Origin of the sequence: Novosphingopyxis sp., from assembly GCF_965218915.1 — a bacterium.
Lineage (GTDB): Bacteria > Pseudomonadota > Alphaproteobacteria > Sphingomonadales > Sphingomonadaceae > Novosphingopyxis.
This window is the reverse complement of sequence record NZ_OZ244708.1, coordinates 1347076-1360674: the sequence shown is the minus strand read 5'-3', so window position 1 is coordinate 1360674 and position 13599 is coordinate 1347076. Positions and strand designations below refer to the sequence as shown.

Annotated in this window: 11 protein-coding genes; 4 read left to right on the top strand and 7 right to left on the bottom strand. The window is 63.5% G+C overall.

Annotated features, from left to right (window positions below):
- Nucleotides 1-62 precede the first annotated feature (62 nt).
- On the bottom strand, nucleotides 63-350 hold the full coding sequence (locus ACOQPC_RS06240) for a hypothetical protein (protein WP_420607775.1): 288 nt from the start codon (nucleotides 348-350) through the stop codon (nucleotides 63-65).
- Nucleotides 351-434: 84 nt separating this feature from the next.
- Nucleotides 435-1826 (bottom strand): helix-turn-helix domain-containing protein, encoded by a 1392-nt coding sequence (locus ACOQPC_RS06235; RefSeq protein ID WP_420607774.1) that lies wholly within the window; start codon nucleotides 1824-1826, stop codon nucleotides 435-437.
- 158 nt (nucleotides 1827-1984) lie between these two features.
- Between ACOQPC_RS06235 and aceA the strand changes: the two genes are divergently transcribed.
- On the top strand, nucleotides 1985-3268 hold the full coding sequence (gene aceA, locus ACOQPC_RS06230) for an isocitrate lyase (RefSeq protein ID WP_420607773.1): 1284 nt from the start codon (nucleotides 1985-1987) through the stop codon (nucleotides 3266-3268).
- A gap of 121 nt (nucleotides 3269-3389) precedes the next feature.
- Nucleotides 3390-3785, top strand: coding sequence for a hypothetical protein (locus ACOQPC_RS06225; RefSeq protein ID WP_420607772.1), 396 nt, complete (start codon nucleotides 3390-3392; stop codon nucleotides 3783-3785).
- Between the two features lie 141 nt (nucleotides 3786-3926).
- Here the strand turns inward: ACOQPC_RS06225 and katG are convergent, their stop codons facing one another.
- From katG to ACOQPC_RS06210, 3 genes are all read right to left on the bottom strand, one after another.
- Nucleotides 3927-6119 carry a catalase/peroxidase HPI gene (gene katG, locus ACOQPC_RS06220; protein ID WP_420607771.1) on the bottom strand — a complete coding sequence of 731 codons (2193 nt, stop codon included), beginning with the start codon at nucleotides 6117-6119 and terminating at the stop codon, nucleotides 3927-3929.
- Nucleotides 6120-6415: 296 nt separating this feature from the next.
- A complete protein-coding gene (locus ACOQPC_RS06215; RefSeq protein ID WP_420607770.1) occupies nucleotides 6416-7201 on the bottom strand; it encodes a 3-hydroxybutyrate dehydrogenase in 786 nt (261 codons plus the stop codon).
- Nucleotides 7202-7358: 157 nt separating this feature from the next.
- The gene (locus tag ACOQPC_RS06210; protein ID WP_420607769.1) at nucleotides 7359-8513 is read right to left on the bottom strand and encodes a DUF3734 domain-containing protein; all 1155 of its coding nucleotides are present in this window, start codon (nucleotides 8511-8513) and stop codon (nucleotides 7359-7361) included.
- A 109-nt stretch (nucleotides 8514-8622) separates the two neighbouring features.
- Between ACOQPC_RS06210 and ACOQPC_RS06205 the strand changes: the two genes are divergently transcribed.
- Nucleotides 8623-9504, top strand: a complete 882-nt coding sequence (locus ACOQPC_RS06205) for a neutral zinc metallopeptidase (RefSeq protein ID WP_420607768.1) — start codon at nucleotides 8623-8625, stop codon at nucleotides 9502-9504.
- Nucleotides 9505-9789: 285 nt separating this feature from the next.
- Here ACOQPC_RS06205 and creD read toward each other — a convergent pair whose 3' ends face one another.
- Together creD and ACOQPC_RS06195 are read right to left on the bottom strand one after the other, a co-directional pair.
- Nucleotides 9790-11178 (bottom strand): cell envelope integrity protein CreD, encoded by a 1389-nt coding sequence (gene creD / locus ACOQPC_RS06200; protein ID WP_420607767.1) that lies wholly within the window; start codon nucleotides 11176-11178, stop codon nucleotides 9790-9792.
- A 108-nt stretch (nucleotides 11179-11286) separates the two neighbouring features.
- A complete protein-coding gene (locus tag ACOQPC_RS06195; protein WP_420607766.1) occupies nucleotides 11287-11850 on the bottom strand; it encodes an ATP-dependent Clp protease proteolytic subunit in 564 nt (187 codons plus the stop codon).
- A 713-nt stretch (nucleotides 11851-12563) separates the two neighbouring features.
- On the opposite strand from ACOQPC_RS06195, the gene ACOQPC_RS06190 reads away from it, so the two are divergent.
- The gene (locus tag ACOQPC_RS06190; protein ID WP_420607765.1) at nucleotides 12564-13577 is read left to right on the top strand and encodes an LLM class flavin-dependent oxidoreductase; all 1014 of its coding nucleotides are present in this window, start codon (nucleotides 12564-12566) and stop codon (nucleotides 13575-13577) included.
- The last annotated feature ends 22 nt before the right edge of the window (nucleotides 13578-13599 follow it).

The window sequence follows — 13599 nt, the reverse complement described above, 5'->3', positions numbered from 1 at the left end:
ACAGCGGGCGTCGAAACCACCGACATCTTCGGGGCGGACCCATTGGCCCGCCCCGGATAAGCCTATTTGCTTAAATTATCGGCCGCGTCCTGAGCCGCGTCGCCGACATTCTGTGCAGCGTCACCGACATCGCTTGCGGCTGAGCTGACGGCGTCGTTCTTGGCCGCGTTGCTGTTGCTCATCTGCATGAGAAAATAACCGCCGACGACCAATGCGATCAGTAAAATGGCACCGATCAATATGCCGCTTCCGCCGCCGCGGCGAGTCTCCACGCCGTCGCGCTCGATCACCGTGGTGGTGTGCGTCGAGCCGTCTTCGAACTTTTCGGTACGTCGTTCTTCAGTGGTCATAATCATCACCCTAAATAGTTTCGCTTCCACAACAACCTTCGCATCCTTGGAAGGTTCCACCGCGGAATTCTCGGGTCTTCCGGCTCAATCGTCGAGGAAATCGAAAGCGACGATCTTGCGTTCTCGCACGTTGGACCGCAGGACCCGGCCCTGTGGCGGTTGCGAGCGCTGCGCGCAGTCGGTGCGGTAACAGATAGTGCAGCCGAGCCCGATCGCCGTGCCGACATTGCCGGTCAGATCGGCCGGGCGGGCATGGCGCAGCGGTCGCGCCAACTCGGCCGAGAGGCCAAAAACCAGCGCGAATTCCGGATCGGGCCGATCAGCATCGAGCGCCCTGCCGCGCACCGCGCCGGACAGCGTGAACCAGGCGCTACCGTCCTCCAGCGTCACCAGCTGCGCGATGAGATCGCCCGGCCGGTCGAAGGCGCGGTGGACCGACCACAAGGGACAGCGCCCCTCGGCCAGCGCCAGCGGCGACTCGCTGCCGCCGGCAAACCGCTTGGAAACGATACCGGCGCGGTCGATGCGCATCATGAAGAAGGGCAGCCCGCGCTGTCCGACCCGCTGCAAGGTGGTGAGGCGATGCGCAACCTGCTCGAAACTGGCGCCGAAGCGCCGTTCGAGCAGCCGGACGTCATAGCCGCTGGCATCGCAGGCGCGCAGGAAGCGGCCATAGGGCATCATCAGCGCCGCGGCGAAATAACCGACCAGATGGCGCCGGTACAGGATATCGGCCGAGCGATCGTCGAACCCGGCGGCCTTTATCAGATTTTCGATCGCCCGGCCCTGTTCGAGCAGCGCCAGTTGGCAGGCCGCATGAAAAGTGCGCGCCTGCGGTGCCAGCCATTCGCTCAGCTGCAATTGCCGCGCGTGCAGATCGAGCCGCCGCAGCGTCCCGGGCAGCACATCCGACGGCAGGATGCGGATCGACAATTCGTGACGGCTGCGCAGACGCTCGGCCAGCGCGGCATAGAGATCGGCGGCCTGCAAACGCAATTCGTCGGCCAGCTCCTCCGCCGCGACATCGAGATCGGCGAAATGGTTGCGCCAACGCGACACCTCGGCGGCAACCTTGGCGGTCGCGTTTGCCTGTCCGCCCGGCACCGCGGTGTTACCGCGCGGTCCTTGATCGAACAGCCGCGCAAAGGCTTCAGCCATTGACGGGGCGTAGGACAGCAGATCCTCGATCTCTCGCCGGTCGACATCGATTTCGGCGAACAGCGGATCGGCCAGCCGCCGCCGCAGCGCATCGACCCCGCCGCCCGGCTCGCCGCGCTGCAAGGCCGACGGCGCGATATCGAAGCGCTCCGCCAGCTTCATCAGCAAGGGCGCGGTCAGCGGACGCTGGTTGCGTTCGATCAGGTTGAGATAGCTGGCCGAGATATCGAGCCCCTCGGCCAGCGCGATCTGGGTCAGGTCGCGCTCGCGGCGCAAGCGGCGGATCGCGGGTCCGGCGAAGAGCTTTGCATCGGCCATGACGTGCGGTGTGCGACAAATACCGATTTGTCAATATTTTACTACTTTATCGATTGGAGAGCTATTTAGCATGTCATTGACCCAAATTAGCTGTAAATTGTTTTCGATTTTCGGCGTGGTGAGATTACAGTCTAGGCATATTCACAAAGGAAATTCCCATGACCGATTTCAACGCGCTGTTCACAGACCTGCCCGAGGGTCGCTTCGACGGGATCGAGCGCCCCTACAGCCCCGAGGACGTGCAGAAGCTGCGCGGGTCGGTGCTGGTCGAGAATACGCTGGCCAAGCGCGGCGCGGCCACGCTGTGGAAGCTGCTCAAGAGTGAGGATTATATCAACGCGCTGGGCGCCATGTCCGGCAATCAGGCGATGCAGATGGTGCGCGCGGGCTTGAAGGCGATCTATCTGTCCGGCTGGCAGGTCGCGGCGGACGCCAACACCGCGGGCGCGATGTATCCCGACCAATCGCTCTATCCCGCCAATGCCGGGCCGGAGCTCGCCCGCAAGATCAACAATGCGCTGCAGCGCGCCGACCAGATCGAACATAGCGAAGGCGGTAGCCAACGCGACTGGTTCGCGCCGATCGTCGCCGACGCGGAGGCCGGTTTCGGCGGCCCGCTCAACTGCTTCGAGATCATGAAGGCCTATATTGCGGCCGGTGCGGCGGGCGTGCATTACGAGGACCAGCTCGCAAGCGAAAAGAAATGCGGCCATCTGGGCGGCAAGGTGCTGATCCCGACGCAGGCGCATATCCGCAACCTGGATGCCGCGCGCCTGGCCGCCGACGTCATGGGCGTGCCCACCGTCATCTGCGCGCGCACCGATGCCGAAAGCGCCAAGCTGCTCACCAGCGATATCGACGAGCGCGACCATGAGTTCATCACCGGCGAGCGCACGCCCGAAGGCTTCTTCCGCCTGAAGGACGGCACCGGCGTCGATCATTGCATCAAGCGCGGCCTCGCCTTTGCCGCCCATGCCGATCTGTTGTGGTGGGAAACGTCCAAGCCCAATCTGGACGACGCCCGCCGCTTCGCCGAAGCGATCAAACGCGAATATCCGAACAAGATGCTGGCCTATAACTGCTCGCCCAGCTTCAACTGGGAAGCCAATCTGGACAAGGACACCATCGCCAAATATCAGCGCGAGCTCGGCGCGATGGGGTACAAGTTCCAGTTCGTCACCCTGGCCGGTTTCCACCAGCTCAATTACGGCATGTTCGAGCTGGCCCGCGGCTACAAGGACCGCGGCATGGCCGCCTATTCGGAACTGCAGCAGGCCGAATTCGGCGCCGAGCAACACGGCTACACCGCCACCCGCCACCAGCGCGAAGTCGGCACCGGCTATTTCGACATGGTGGCGAACGCTCTCACCGGCGGCACCAGCTCGACCACGGCGCTGGCCGAATCGACCGAGGCCGATCAGTTCGCCGAAGCCGCGGAATAAGGAGAGGCGATCGCGGGCAGGAGCAATAGCGATCGGCACAGTCGGGCCGGTCCTTCTGCGGAAGGGCCGGCCCTTTCTCATCAACAGATCCTTAATTCAGCCGGCCTAATCCGGCAGTCTTATGGATCGAAACACCAAATTGCTGTGGGGCGTGATCGGCTTTGCCGTGCTGATGGGATTCGTCCTACCATCACCCGACGGTCCCGCCTCCGATCGGCCCGATGCCGCCGAACTCCAGCCCCCCCCGCAAGAACCCGCCGCCGTGCCGCCTCCACGGGCACCGATGGTCGACATGACCGCCGAAATGCCGACCGATTTCACGATCGATGCACAGCCGACCTTCAGCGGGTCGCCCGGCGGGATCGATGGATCGCCGACCTCCTTCGATGCCTCCACGCCCGCGCCGAGCCCACCGCCTGCGCCGCAACCACTAGCGCCGCCTCAAGCTCTAGCCGGCGCTCCGGTTGCCGGTAACGTCGACGTCGGTCCGCCGCTGAACCCGACCCAGTTGCGCTGACCTGTTCGAGGACTCGCGATCTCGTCATTCCACGCGATCGTTCGGCGTTTCATATGGACAACCCGCCCCTCTGCGCGCCGCCGAAACGGAGCGAAGAAGGGCGGGTCGGTCTCGCAAGAACCGCTGGGCTGACCGGTCGCCTCAGACGAGGTCGTAACGGTCCGCGTTCATCACCTTGGTCCAGACCTTGACGAAGTCCTTGACGAACTTCTCTTCATGGCCGTTTTCGGCATAGACCTCGGAAATCGCGCGCAGCTGCGAGTTCGAGCCGAAGATCAGATCGGTGCGTGTGGCGCGCCATTTCTCTTCGTTGCTCGCCCGGTCGGAACCGACAAACTCCTCGTCGCCGCTCTCGTCGACCACCTTCCACGCGGTCTTCATGTCGAGCAGGTTGACGAAGAAATCGTTGGTCAGCTGACCCGGACGATCCGTCAGCACGCCCTGCTTGCTGTTGCCCTGATTGGCACCGAGCACGCGAAGCCCACCGACCAGCACCGTCATTTCGGGTGCCGAGAGGCCGAGCAGCTGCGCGCGGTCGAGCATCAGCTCTTCGGTCTTCACGCTGTGCTTGGTCGACAGATAGTTGCGGAAACCATCGGCCTTGGGCTCGAGCGGCTCGAAGCTTTCGCCATCGGTCTGCTCGTCGGTCGCGTCGCCGCGGCCGCTGGTGAACGGCACCGCGATATTGAAACCGGCATCCTTCGCCGCCTTCTCGACCGCGGCCGTACCGCCCAGCACGATGAGATCGGCCAGCGAGATGGACTTGTCGCCCCTGATCTCTTCCAGCTTGGACAGGACCTTGGACAGTTCGTCCGGATCGTTGACCGCCCAACCCTTTTGCGGGGCGAGACGTACGCGCGCGCCATTGGCACCGCCGCGATAGTCCGATTTGCGGAAGGTCGAGGCCGACGCCCAGGCCGCCTTGACCAGTTCGGCGATGGTGAGGCCGCTGTCCAAGATCGCCTTCTTCAACTCGGCGACATCACCGTCCGCAATCTGCGTTCCGGCGGGAATCGGGTCCTGCCAGATGAGATCTTCGGAAGGAACCTCGGGGCCGTGATAGCGGACCTTCGGGCCCATATCGCGGTGCGTCAGCTTGAACCACGCACGGGCAAAGGCGTCGGCGAAATAGGCCGGATCGTCGCGGAATTTCTGCATGATCTTGCGATATTCCGGATCGACCTTCATCGCCATGTCGGCGGTGGTCATCATCGTCGGCACGCGCTTCGAAGCGTCGTGCGCGGCGGGGGCCAGCTCGTCATCGCCGTCGACCTTGGGCTGCCACTGCTGCGCGCCCGCCGGGCTCATCACGATCTCGTAATCATGATCGAGCAGCATGTCGAAATAATCCATGTCCCACTGGATCGGCGTGGTCGTCCACGCGCCTTCGAGACCCGAGGTGATGGCATGCTCGCCCATCCCGGTTTCGAAACCGCTGGTCCAGCCGAGGCCCTGGAAGGCGACGTCCGCGCCCTCCGGCTCCGCGCCGACCAGATTGGCGTCGCCCGCGCCGTGGCATTTGCCGAACGTGTGGCCACCGGCGGTGAGCGCGACGGTTTCCTCGTCGTTCATCGCCATGCGCGCGAAGGTCTCGCGAATGTCTCGCGCCGAGCCCTGCGGATCGGGATTGCCACCGGGGCCTTCCGGATTGACATAGATCAATCCCATCTGGATCGCGGCCAGCGGGTTCTCTAGCGCCATTTCCTTGTCGGGCTGGATACGGGTTTCCTCGCCCCCGACCCAATTTTCCTCGGTGCCCCAATAGACACCGGTTTCCGGCTCGAAATCGTCCTTGCGTCCGCCGCCGAATCCGAAAACCGGGCCGCCCATCGATTCGATCGCGACATTGCCGGTGAGGATGAGCAGATCGGCCCAGCTGATATGCTTCCCGTATTTCTGCTTGATCGGCCACAGCAGGCGCCGGGCCTTGTCCAGATTGGCGTTGTCGGGCCAGCTGCTGAGCGGCGCGAAACGCTGCTGCCCGGTCGATGCGCCGCCGCGGCCGTCGGCCGTGCGGTAGGTGCCTGCCGCATGCCATGCCATGCGGACGAAGAACGGGCCGTAATGTCCGTAATCGGCCGGCCACCAAGGCTGGCTGTCGGTCATGAGCGCATGCAGATCCTGCTTGAGCGCCTGGTAATCGAGCTTCTTGAACGCTTCGACATAATCGAAATCCTCGCCCATCGGATCGGGCGAGGTGCCGCCATGGTGGAGGATTTCGAGCTGGAGCGCATCGGGCCACCAGTCGCGGTTCTGGCGGCCGAGCAGGCCGCGCACGCCGCCGCCGAATCCCAGCGGGCAGCCTTCGGGTGAACCGGTTGTCTTCATGTCCATTGTGATTCTCCTGAATTTCAAAGATTTGCGTCAATCATAGCATAGGCCACGGCATTAATCGATCGAAGCGATAAAAATCGGTCAGCAAGAGTGGAAAAGTCGATCTTTCGCTATCCGAACACCCTCGGTCTTGTTCGAGTTTAGCCTTGGGGTTTCCACATATACCCATCCCGTCGTTGCGAGCCGTAGGCGAGGCGATCCAGGCCAACTGTAGCGTTACACGCCCTGAATTGCTTCCTCCGGATCAAGTCGGGGATCGCAATGACGACAGATGATAATGACCGAGACCCCGCCGCCTATTCGGCCGTCCAGCCGCCGTCGATCGACAGGTTGGCGCCGGTAATCTGCGCGGCTTCGTCGCGGCACAGATAGAGCGCGAGCGCGGCGACCTGTTCGGGCGTGACGAACTGCTTGGTCGGCTGGCCCTCAAGCAGCACCTTGTTGATCACGTCCTCGCGGCTCATGCCGCGCGCCTTCATCGTGTCGGGAATCTGGTTTTCGACCAGCGACGTCCAGACATAGCCCGGGCTGATCGCGTTTGCAGTGATGCCATGTTCGGCCAGTTCCAGCGCGATCGTCTTGGTGAACCCGGCGAGCCCGTGCTTGGCGGTGACGTAAGCCGTCTTGAACGGCGACGCGGCTTTGCTGTGGGCCGAGGCGGTGGCGATGATCCGGCCCCATCTCCGTTCCTTCATATAGGGTACAGCATGGCGCACCGTGTGGAAGGAGGAGGTGAGGTTGAGCGCGATGATCAGGTCCCATTTGTCGACCGGGAAATCCTCGATCGGATCGACATGTTGGGTGCCGGCGTTGTTGATCAGGATATCGACCCCGCCAAACTCCTGGGCCGCCAGTTTCATCATCTCCTCGATCCGCTCGGGCTTGGTCAGGTCCGCATCGGAATAGACCGCCTTCGCGCCGCTGGTCTCCTCCAGCGCCTTGCGCTCGGCCTCGATCGCGTCCGCGTCACCGAAACCGTTGATGACGATGTTCGCGCCCTCGACTGCAAGCGCCTTGGCATAGGCCAAGCCGATGCCCGAAGTGGAGCCGGTGACCAGCGCGGTCTTGCCTTTGAGAAACATGGGGGAGATCTCCTTTTTTCTATCGGTTCAAAACTACGTCATTGCGAGGAGCCGTCAGGCGACGAAGCAATCCAGAACGGCCAAGCGCTGCAATAGCTCTGGATTGCCGCGTCGCTTCGCTTCTCGCAATGACGGCAGAGCGGGAAGCCGCAGCCCATCAGTCGATCAGATCGAACGCGGCGGTCTTTCCGTCGGCGATGTTGCGGGCGAGGATGTCGCCCTTGTCGATCGACTTGCACAGCGCCTCGTGGCCCTGGTGCCAGTGATCGAGCATCGCAGAGCGCGAGAATTCGAAATCCTTGGCCCCGGTTTCCCAAGCGCGGCTGCGGTAGACGAGTTGCACGACGTTGACCGCGCTTTCGGCGACCCGCGCGCGCAGCGCCTTCACTTCCGGCTCATCCTGCAGCTTCCCGGGCAGACGATCGATCAGCTTGCGGATCGCCTCATGGTCCCGGCGCAGCCGCAGATATTGATCGGTGACCGAACGCGTCCGGCTGGAAAAGCGGATGTCCTTTTCGCGGCTCCAAACGTCGCTCATCCGGCGCGGCAGCTTCCCGCGCGCGGGGAACAGATCGACCTGGAAAATCAGGATATCCTCGCTGCCCTGCGTATCGAGAATATAGCCCAACGGCGTGTTGGAGACGAGGCCGCCATCCCAATAATGGCGTCCGTCGATCTCCACCGGGGGCAGGCCCGGCGGCAGCGCGCCCGAGGCCATGATATGCCGCGCGTCGATGCGCACCGGACATTCCTCGCTGCGGGTGTCGAAATATTGGAAATTGCCGGTCTCGACATCGACCGCGCCCACCGCGACCCGCATCGGCCCATCGTTGAGCAAATCCCAGTCGACCATCTCGTTCAGCGTTTCGATGAGCGGCGCGCTGTCATAATAGCTGATCGCGGCCTCGCTGCCGGGCGGGGCCCAGTCCGGCATGATCCAATGCGGGCGGAAGAAGCCGGGCACGCCGAAGCTGGCGACGGTGGCGGCGGCCGCGATGTGCGCCCCCTCGCGCACATGGTTATTCTCCGGCAGCACGAAATTGGGCATCCCGCCCGACACCATGTCCCAGAATGTCTTGAGCGCCGCGATCCGCTTTCCGGGCGGATTGCCCGCGATCAGCGCCGCGTTCACGGCGCCGATCGATATGCCCGCCACGCAGGTGAGCGGGATCGCCATGCCGTCGAGCGCCTCGAACACGCCGGCCTGGAACGATCCCAGCGCACCGCCGCCCTGGAGCAGCAGGACGGTCTGCTCGGGCAAGGGCAGCGCCGCGCCGCTCGCACGTTTCGGTTCTGCTTCGATATCCGCCATTTCCCGCCTTTGAATCGTTGCCAGGGGAACCGGCGGCGGCGGGCGATGGTTCCCACCACGAAACAGTGCTAGCGTCGGGCTCCTGCTGCTTGAGTAAAGGAATATTGCAATGCGCCTCGACGATCTGGAACCCAGCGACAACGCGCATGACCTCGGCCGGGGAGGCGGCGGCTTTGGTGGCGGCGGGGGCGGATTGGGAGGGCTGCTCGGGCTGCTCCCGATGCTGCTGGGCCGGAAGATGGGCATCGGCACCATCGTGATCATTGCCATCGTCGGATTTTTCCTGTTTTCCGGCGGCGGAATGAGTTTTCTCGGCGGCGGTGGGCCGGGCGGCCAGGCAGCCCAGGATCAATCGGCCAAGACCTACGACACGGACGCCGAAGTCTTTTCCGGCCGCGTGCTGACCTCGCTCGAGCAGACCTGGAGCCAGCTTCTCCCGGGTTATCGCCCGGCCAGTCTCTATTTCTACGACCAGCAGCAGCAATCGGGCTGCGGCGCGGCGCAATCGGCGATGGGGCCGTTCTACTGCCCGACCGATCAGGGCGTCTATCTCGACACCAGCTTTTTCAATCAGATGCGCGAACAGATGGGCGCGGGGGGCGATTTTGCCGAGGCCTATGTCATCGCGCACGAAGTCGGCCACCACATCCAGAAGCTGAGCGGCATCGCCGACGAGGTGCGCCAGCGCCAGGCGCGCGCCGGCCAGGCTGCGGGCAACGAGCTGCAGGTGCGCATGGAGTTGCAGGCCGATTGCTATGCCGGCGTCTGGGCCGGCCAGAACAAGGACCGGCTCGATCCGGGCGATGTCGAGGAAGGCATGACCGCGGCGCACGCGATCGGCGACGACACGCTGATGCGCGAGGCGGGCCAGGCCCCGGTCGAGAGCATGTTCACCCACGGCACCAGCGAGCAGCGCATGCGCTGGCTGAAGCGCGGGATCGAAACCGGCGATCCGCAGCAATGCGATACGTTCGCGGCGCGGACGCTGTGAGATTGTCGGACGATTTCGAATAGAAAGGCAAGCCGAGCCGAGCTTCCCCTCTCCCGCTCGCGGGAGAGGAGCGACACTTACGAACTTGTTCGTTAGTCGCAGCGGTGAGGGGCATTCCGCAGCACCGTGCTGTCGATGGCGCTCACGCGCCGCCCACCCTCATCCAACTGCGTCTAGGGTTCTGCGAGCCAAGACTTCGTATCCTTCTCCCGCCCGGGCGGGAGAAGGTCATGGAAGCTGCGAATTCAAACCTGACTCATTGGCGGATTGCCGTTTCTTTCGCCCTCACTCCTTAACCGGCTCGGAACCCCGCACCCCCGACCAGTCGATCCGCCGCGTAGCCCACATCACCGCGGCCAGCGCGACGAACAGCAGCACCGATCCGATCAGGAGCGACAGCGCCTCGAGGCTGAGCAGCACGAACAGCACCGCATAGAGCCCGGCGAGCAGCCCGGCAATCATCTGCGCGCGCTTCCAGCTGCCGAGCACCGCCGCCGAATAGGCGGTCAGGAGCACGGTGATCGCGCCCGCGGCGACCAGATAGGCAATGGTGAAGCCCACCACCTCGGCAAAGGCGAGCAGCAGCACGAAGAACAGGACCAACCCCGATCCGACGAGCAGATATTCAGCCGCCGCGACCACCGCTCCGCCGACCAGATCGAACATCAGAAACGCCAGAAAGGTAAAGCCGATAAACAGAAAGCCATATTTCACTGCGCGGTTGACCTGGCTGTAGAGATCGACCGTCTCGACCAGATTGACGCTGGCAGCCTGCGTTGCGCCCGCCGTCGGCTGATCGCTGCTATAGACTTCGATCATCCGGCCAGGCGCCGCAAGCTCCGGGGCTGCGAAGTCCTCGCGGCTCGCCAGCGCCTGGCCAAGCGCCAGATTGCTGATCGCATAGCGCGCCTGGAACCCATCATCGCCGATCTTGTGTGTATCGGGCAGGAAATTGCCGACGAAGCTGGGATGCGGCCAAGGCGACCGGATCGTCCAGACGCTTTCGCCGCCGCGCGGGACAAAGGACAGCCCGCCGCTGCCGTTCAGCGCATAGTGATAGGCGACATCGAGCGCGCCCTCGCCGTTCCAGTCGGCAAAGGCGAAGAAGCCGGCCCCGCCCGTCGCGAGCAGGCCCTTGCCGGGCTCCGGCATCAGACGCCGGCCATTCGCGATGATGCGTGCGTCGGGCTGCAACCCGCGTGAATCCCCGACCCCGAAACGCAGTTCGGCGCGCGGCAGATCGAGCTTCGCACGATCGACGCCGTAACGCGCCAGGTCCTGCGGGATCGCGAAGCGCGCCCTTCCCTGGTTGGCGGCCCGGTAGACCACCGACTCGTAGATCGAAATCTGACGTCGCTGCGGATCGATGTCGGTCTGCATGCTCTGACTGGCGGGCGAGAGATAGAGCAGCTGGCCGGTTTCGACCGTGCGCGTGTGCGGCCGGCCGTTTTCGGTCACCGTCTCGGTCGATGTCTCGGTAAATGGGATGACCAGCACCGGTCCGGCCAGCAACTGCGGTCCACCCCAACCTTGCGCCACCGAAGCGCGCGCGATATCCGACTGGTCCTGCCGGTCATAGACCAGCGCGTAGATCGCCAGCAACGGTACGGCGAGCAACGCCGCCACCAAAATCGTGAGACCGAGCTTACGGCCCGGCGTGCGCTCTGAATGCATATGAGTTCTCCAACGTTTCGTCGACAATGGAGAACGTTTCGTCGCTATTTTGGCATGAATGACCGATGAATGGTTGTTTATAAGCGATGAGTTGATTTGCTGTCAGCGTCAAACGATATCAAGTATTAGTCCCAGCTGCTTGGCTTCCTCGGCCTCGATATACCAGTTTTCCGGCGCGCGATTACGGATCGTCTCGAAATCGGTGTGCGTGCCCTCGGCCAGCGCGCGAAAGCCCTCTTCCTCGATATGGATGCTGTGCTCGATCTCGTGCAGCTTGGCCTTCAGCGTGGCGATGCACATCCGCAGCGGTCCGTTCAGATTGACGGTGGCGTGCATCTGCCGCTCGTGAATCATCAGCCGCGTCTGGCGCGTCAGGAAGCGGTGCTCGCGCGGGAAATAGCTCATAAAGGTGGCGCCCGCCGAATAGACCGCCTGCTTGCCCAGGAAAAGCAGCTCGCGCCCGTCATATTCGCGCAGCAGCCGCACATCGTCGCCCATCGTCCGCGCGATCTCCGGATCGCCGCCCAGCGTGGTGACCGCGACGACGATGCTGCCGTCCTTCGGCGCATTCTCCAGACAGTGGCGAAACTGGTGATACATGTTCTGGTCGACGGGACCGGTCAGCCGGACATGCGGATTGGCGAGCAGCGGGTATTGCTTGGTATCGGTCATCGCGGAGGGAACGGCGAGCCCGCGGGGTTGTTCCGGTCGTTAAACGATAGCGGGGAAACAGTGGCGTGATATCGGACGGAGCGAAATCTTTCCACTCGACCTCGGCCCGGCCGCGTGGAACCTTGCTTCAAAAACAGGTAGAAGCTCATTTAGACACGCATATTTAAATGGATCAGCGCCGCAAATCCAAATTGCGAGACCACCGAAACATTATTGCCGCTGACATGCTGGTAACTGGTGGCCGCTCACTTGGCTGTAATAGCTCCCCGCCGGACTTGGCCGAAAACCGTCCCCGGCGGGGTTTATTTTTGGCGATTATGTACTTTGCAAACCCTGTCGGATGGAAATTCAGAAACGGCATAGCTTCGCCTTTCTTTGTTCGTCATGCCAGCGAAGGCTGGCATCTCAGGCCTCGGCCAAAGTCATGACTTCAAACTTAGCACCTGTCCTACACGCCCCCTTTGTGCTATTGCACCTGCGGCTCTTTCCCATCGTCGATCTCGCATCCGACACTGCCCCGCCGTGGCGTCCACTGCACGAACGGGCGATCCGGGCCTAGAAAAACCGGCTTATTGAGAATCGTTTTTCTTTAAAGCGCCCTTTTCCGACAAGTTTGACAAGTTAAGCCGCTCGCCCTGCCTCCGCGCTTGCCCCCCGTCCTTGCCCCTGTCCCGATATTGCAATCATTATGCCCGCGCCACACATGGCTCCGCATGACCAAGCTTTCTTTGCTCGATCTCGTCCCCGTCACCGAAGGCGGGTCCGTATCCCAATCTCTGGCCAACGCCGCCGACATGGCGCGTCACGCCGAACACCTCGGCTTCACCCGCTACTGGACCGCCGAGCATCATGGCATGGAGGGTATCGCCAGTGCGGCCACGTCGGTCGTGATCGGCCATGTCGCCGCCGCGACCGCGACGATCCGCGTGGGCGCGGGCGGCATCATGCTGCCCAATCACGCACCGCTGGTGATCGCCGAGCAGTTCGGCACGCTCGACGCGCTGTTCCCGGGGCGGATCGATCTCGGGCTCGGCCGCGCGCCGGGATCGGACCAGCGCGTCGCCGCGGCCCTACGCCGCACGCTGGACAGCGATCCCAATGCCTTTCCGCGCGATGTGGTGGAACTACAGAGCTATTTTGCGGGCGCTGATAGCTCCGGGGGCAGGACCGGCATTCGCGCGACGCCCGGTGCGGGCGCGGATGTGCGAATCTACATTCTCGGCTCCAGCCTGTTCGGCGCGCAGCTCGCCGCCGCGCTGGGACTGCCTTATGCCTTTGCCAGCCATTTCGCCCCGGCCGCGCTGGACGAGGCGCTGGCGATCTACCGTGAGCGGTTCGAGCCGTCCGAGGTGCTGGACGAGCCCTATGCGATCTGCGGTTTCAACGTCTTCGCCGCCGACAGCGAGGAGGAGGCCGAGTATCTCGCCAGCTCGATGCAGCAGAGCTTCGTCGCGCTGCGCAGCGGCCATCCCGGCAAGCTAAAGCCGCCGGTGCGCGGCTATCGCGAAAGCCTGCCGCCGCAATATGGCCAGATGCTGGACGGCGTGCTCGCCGCCACCGCAACCGGCACCGCCGACCAGGTGCAGGGCAAGGTGGCCGCCTTCGTCGATCGCACAAGGGCCGACGAGCTGATCCTGACCAGCGCGATCTTCGATCACGAGGCGCGCAAGAAAAGCCTGACAATCGCCGCCGAAGCCTTTAGCGATACCCCACGCATCGCGCCATAGCGGTTGATCCACCCGCAAACGC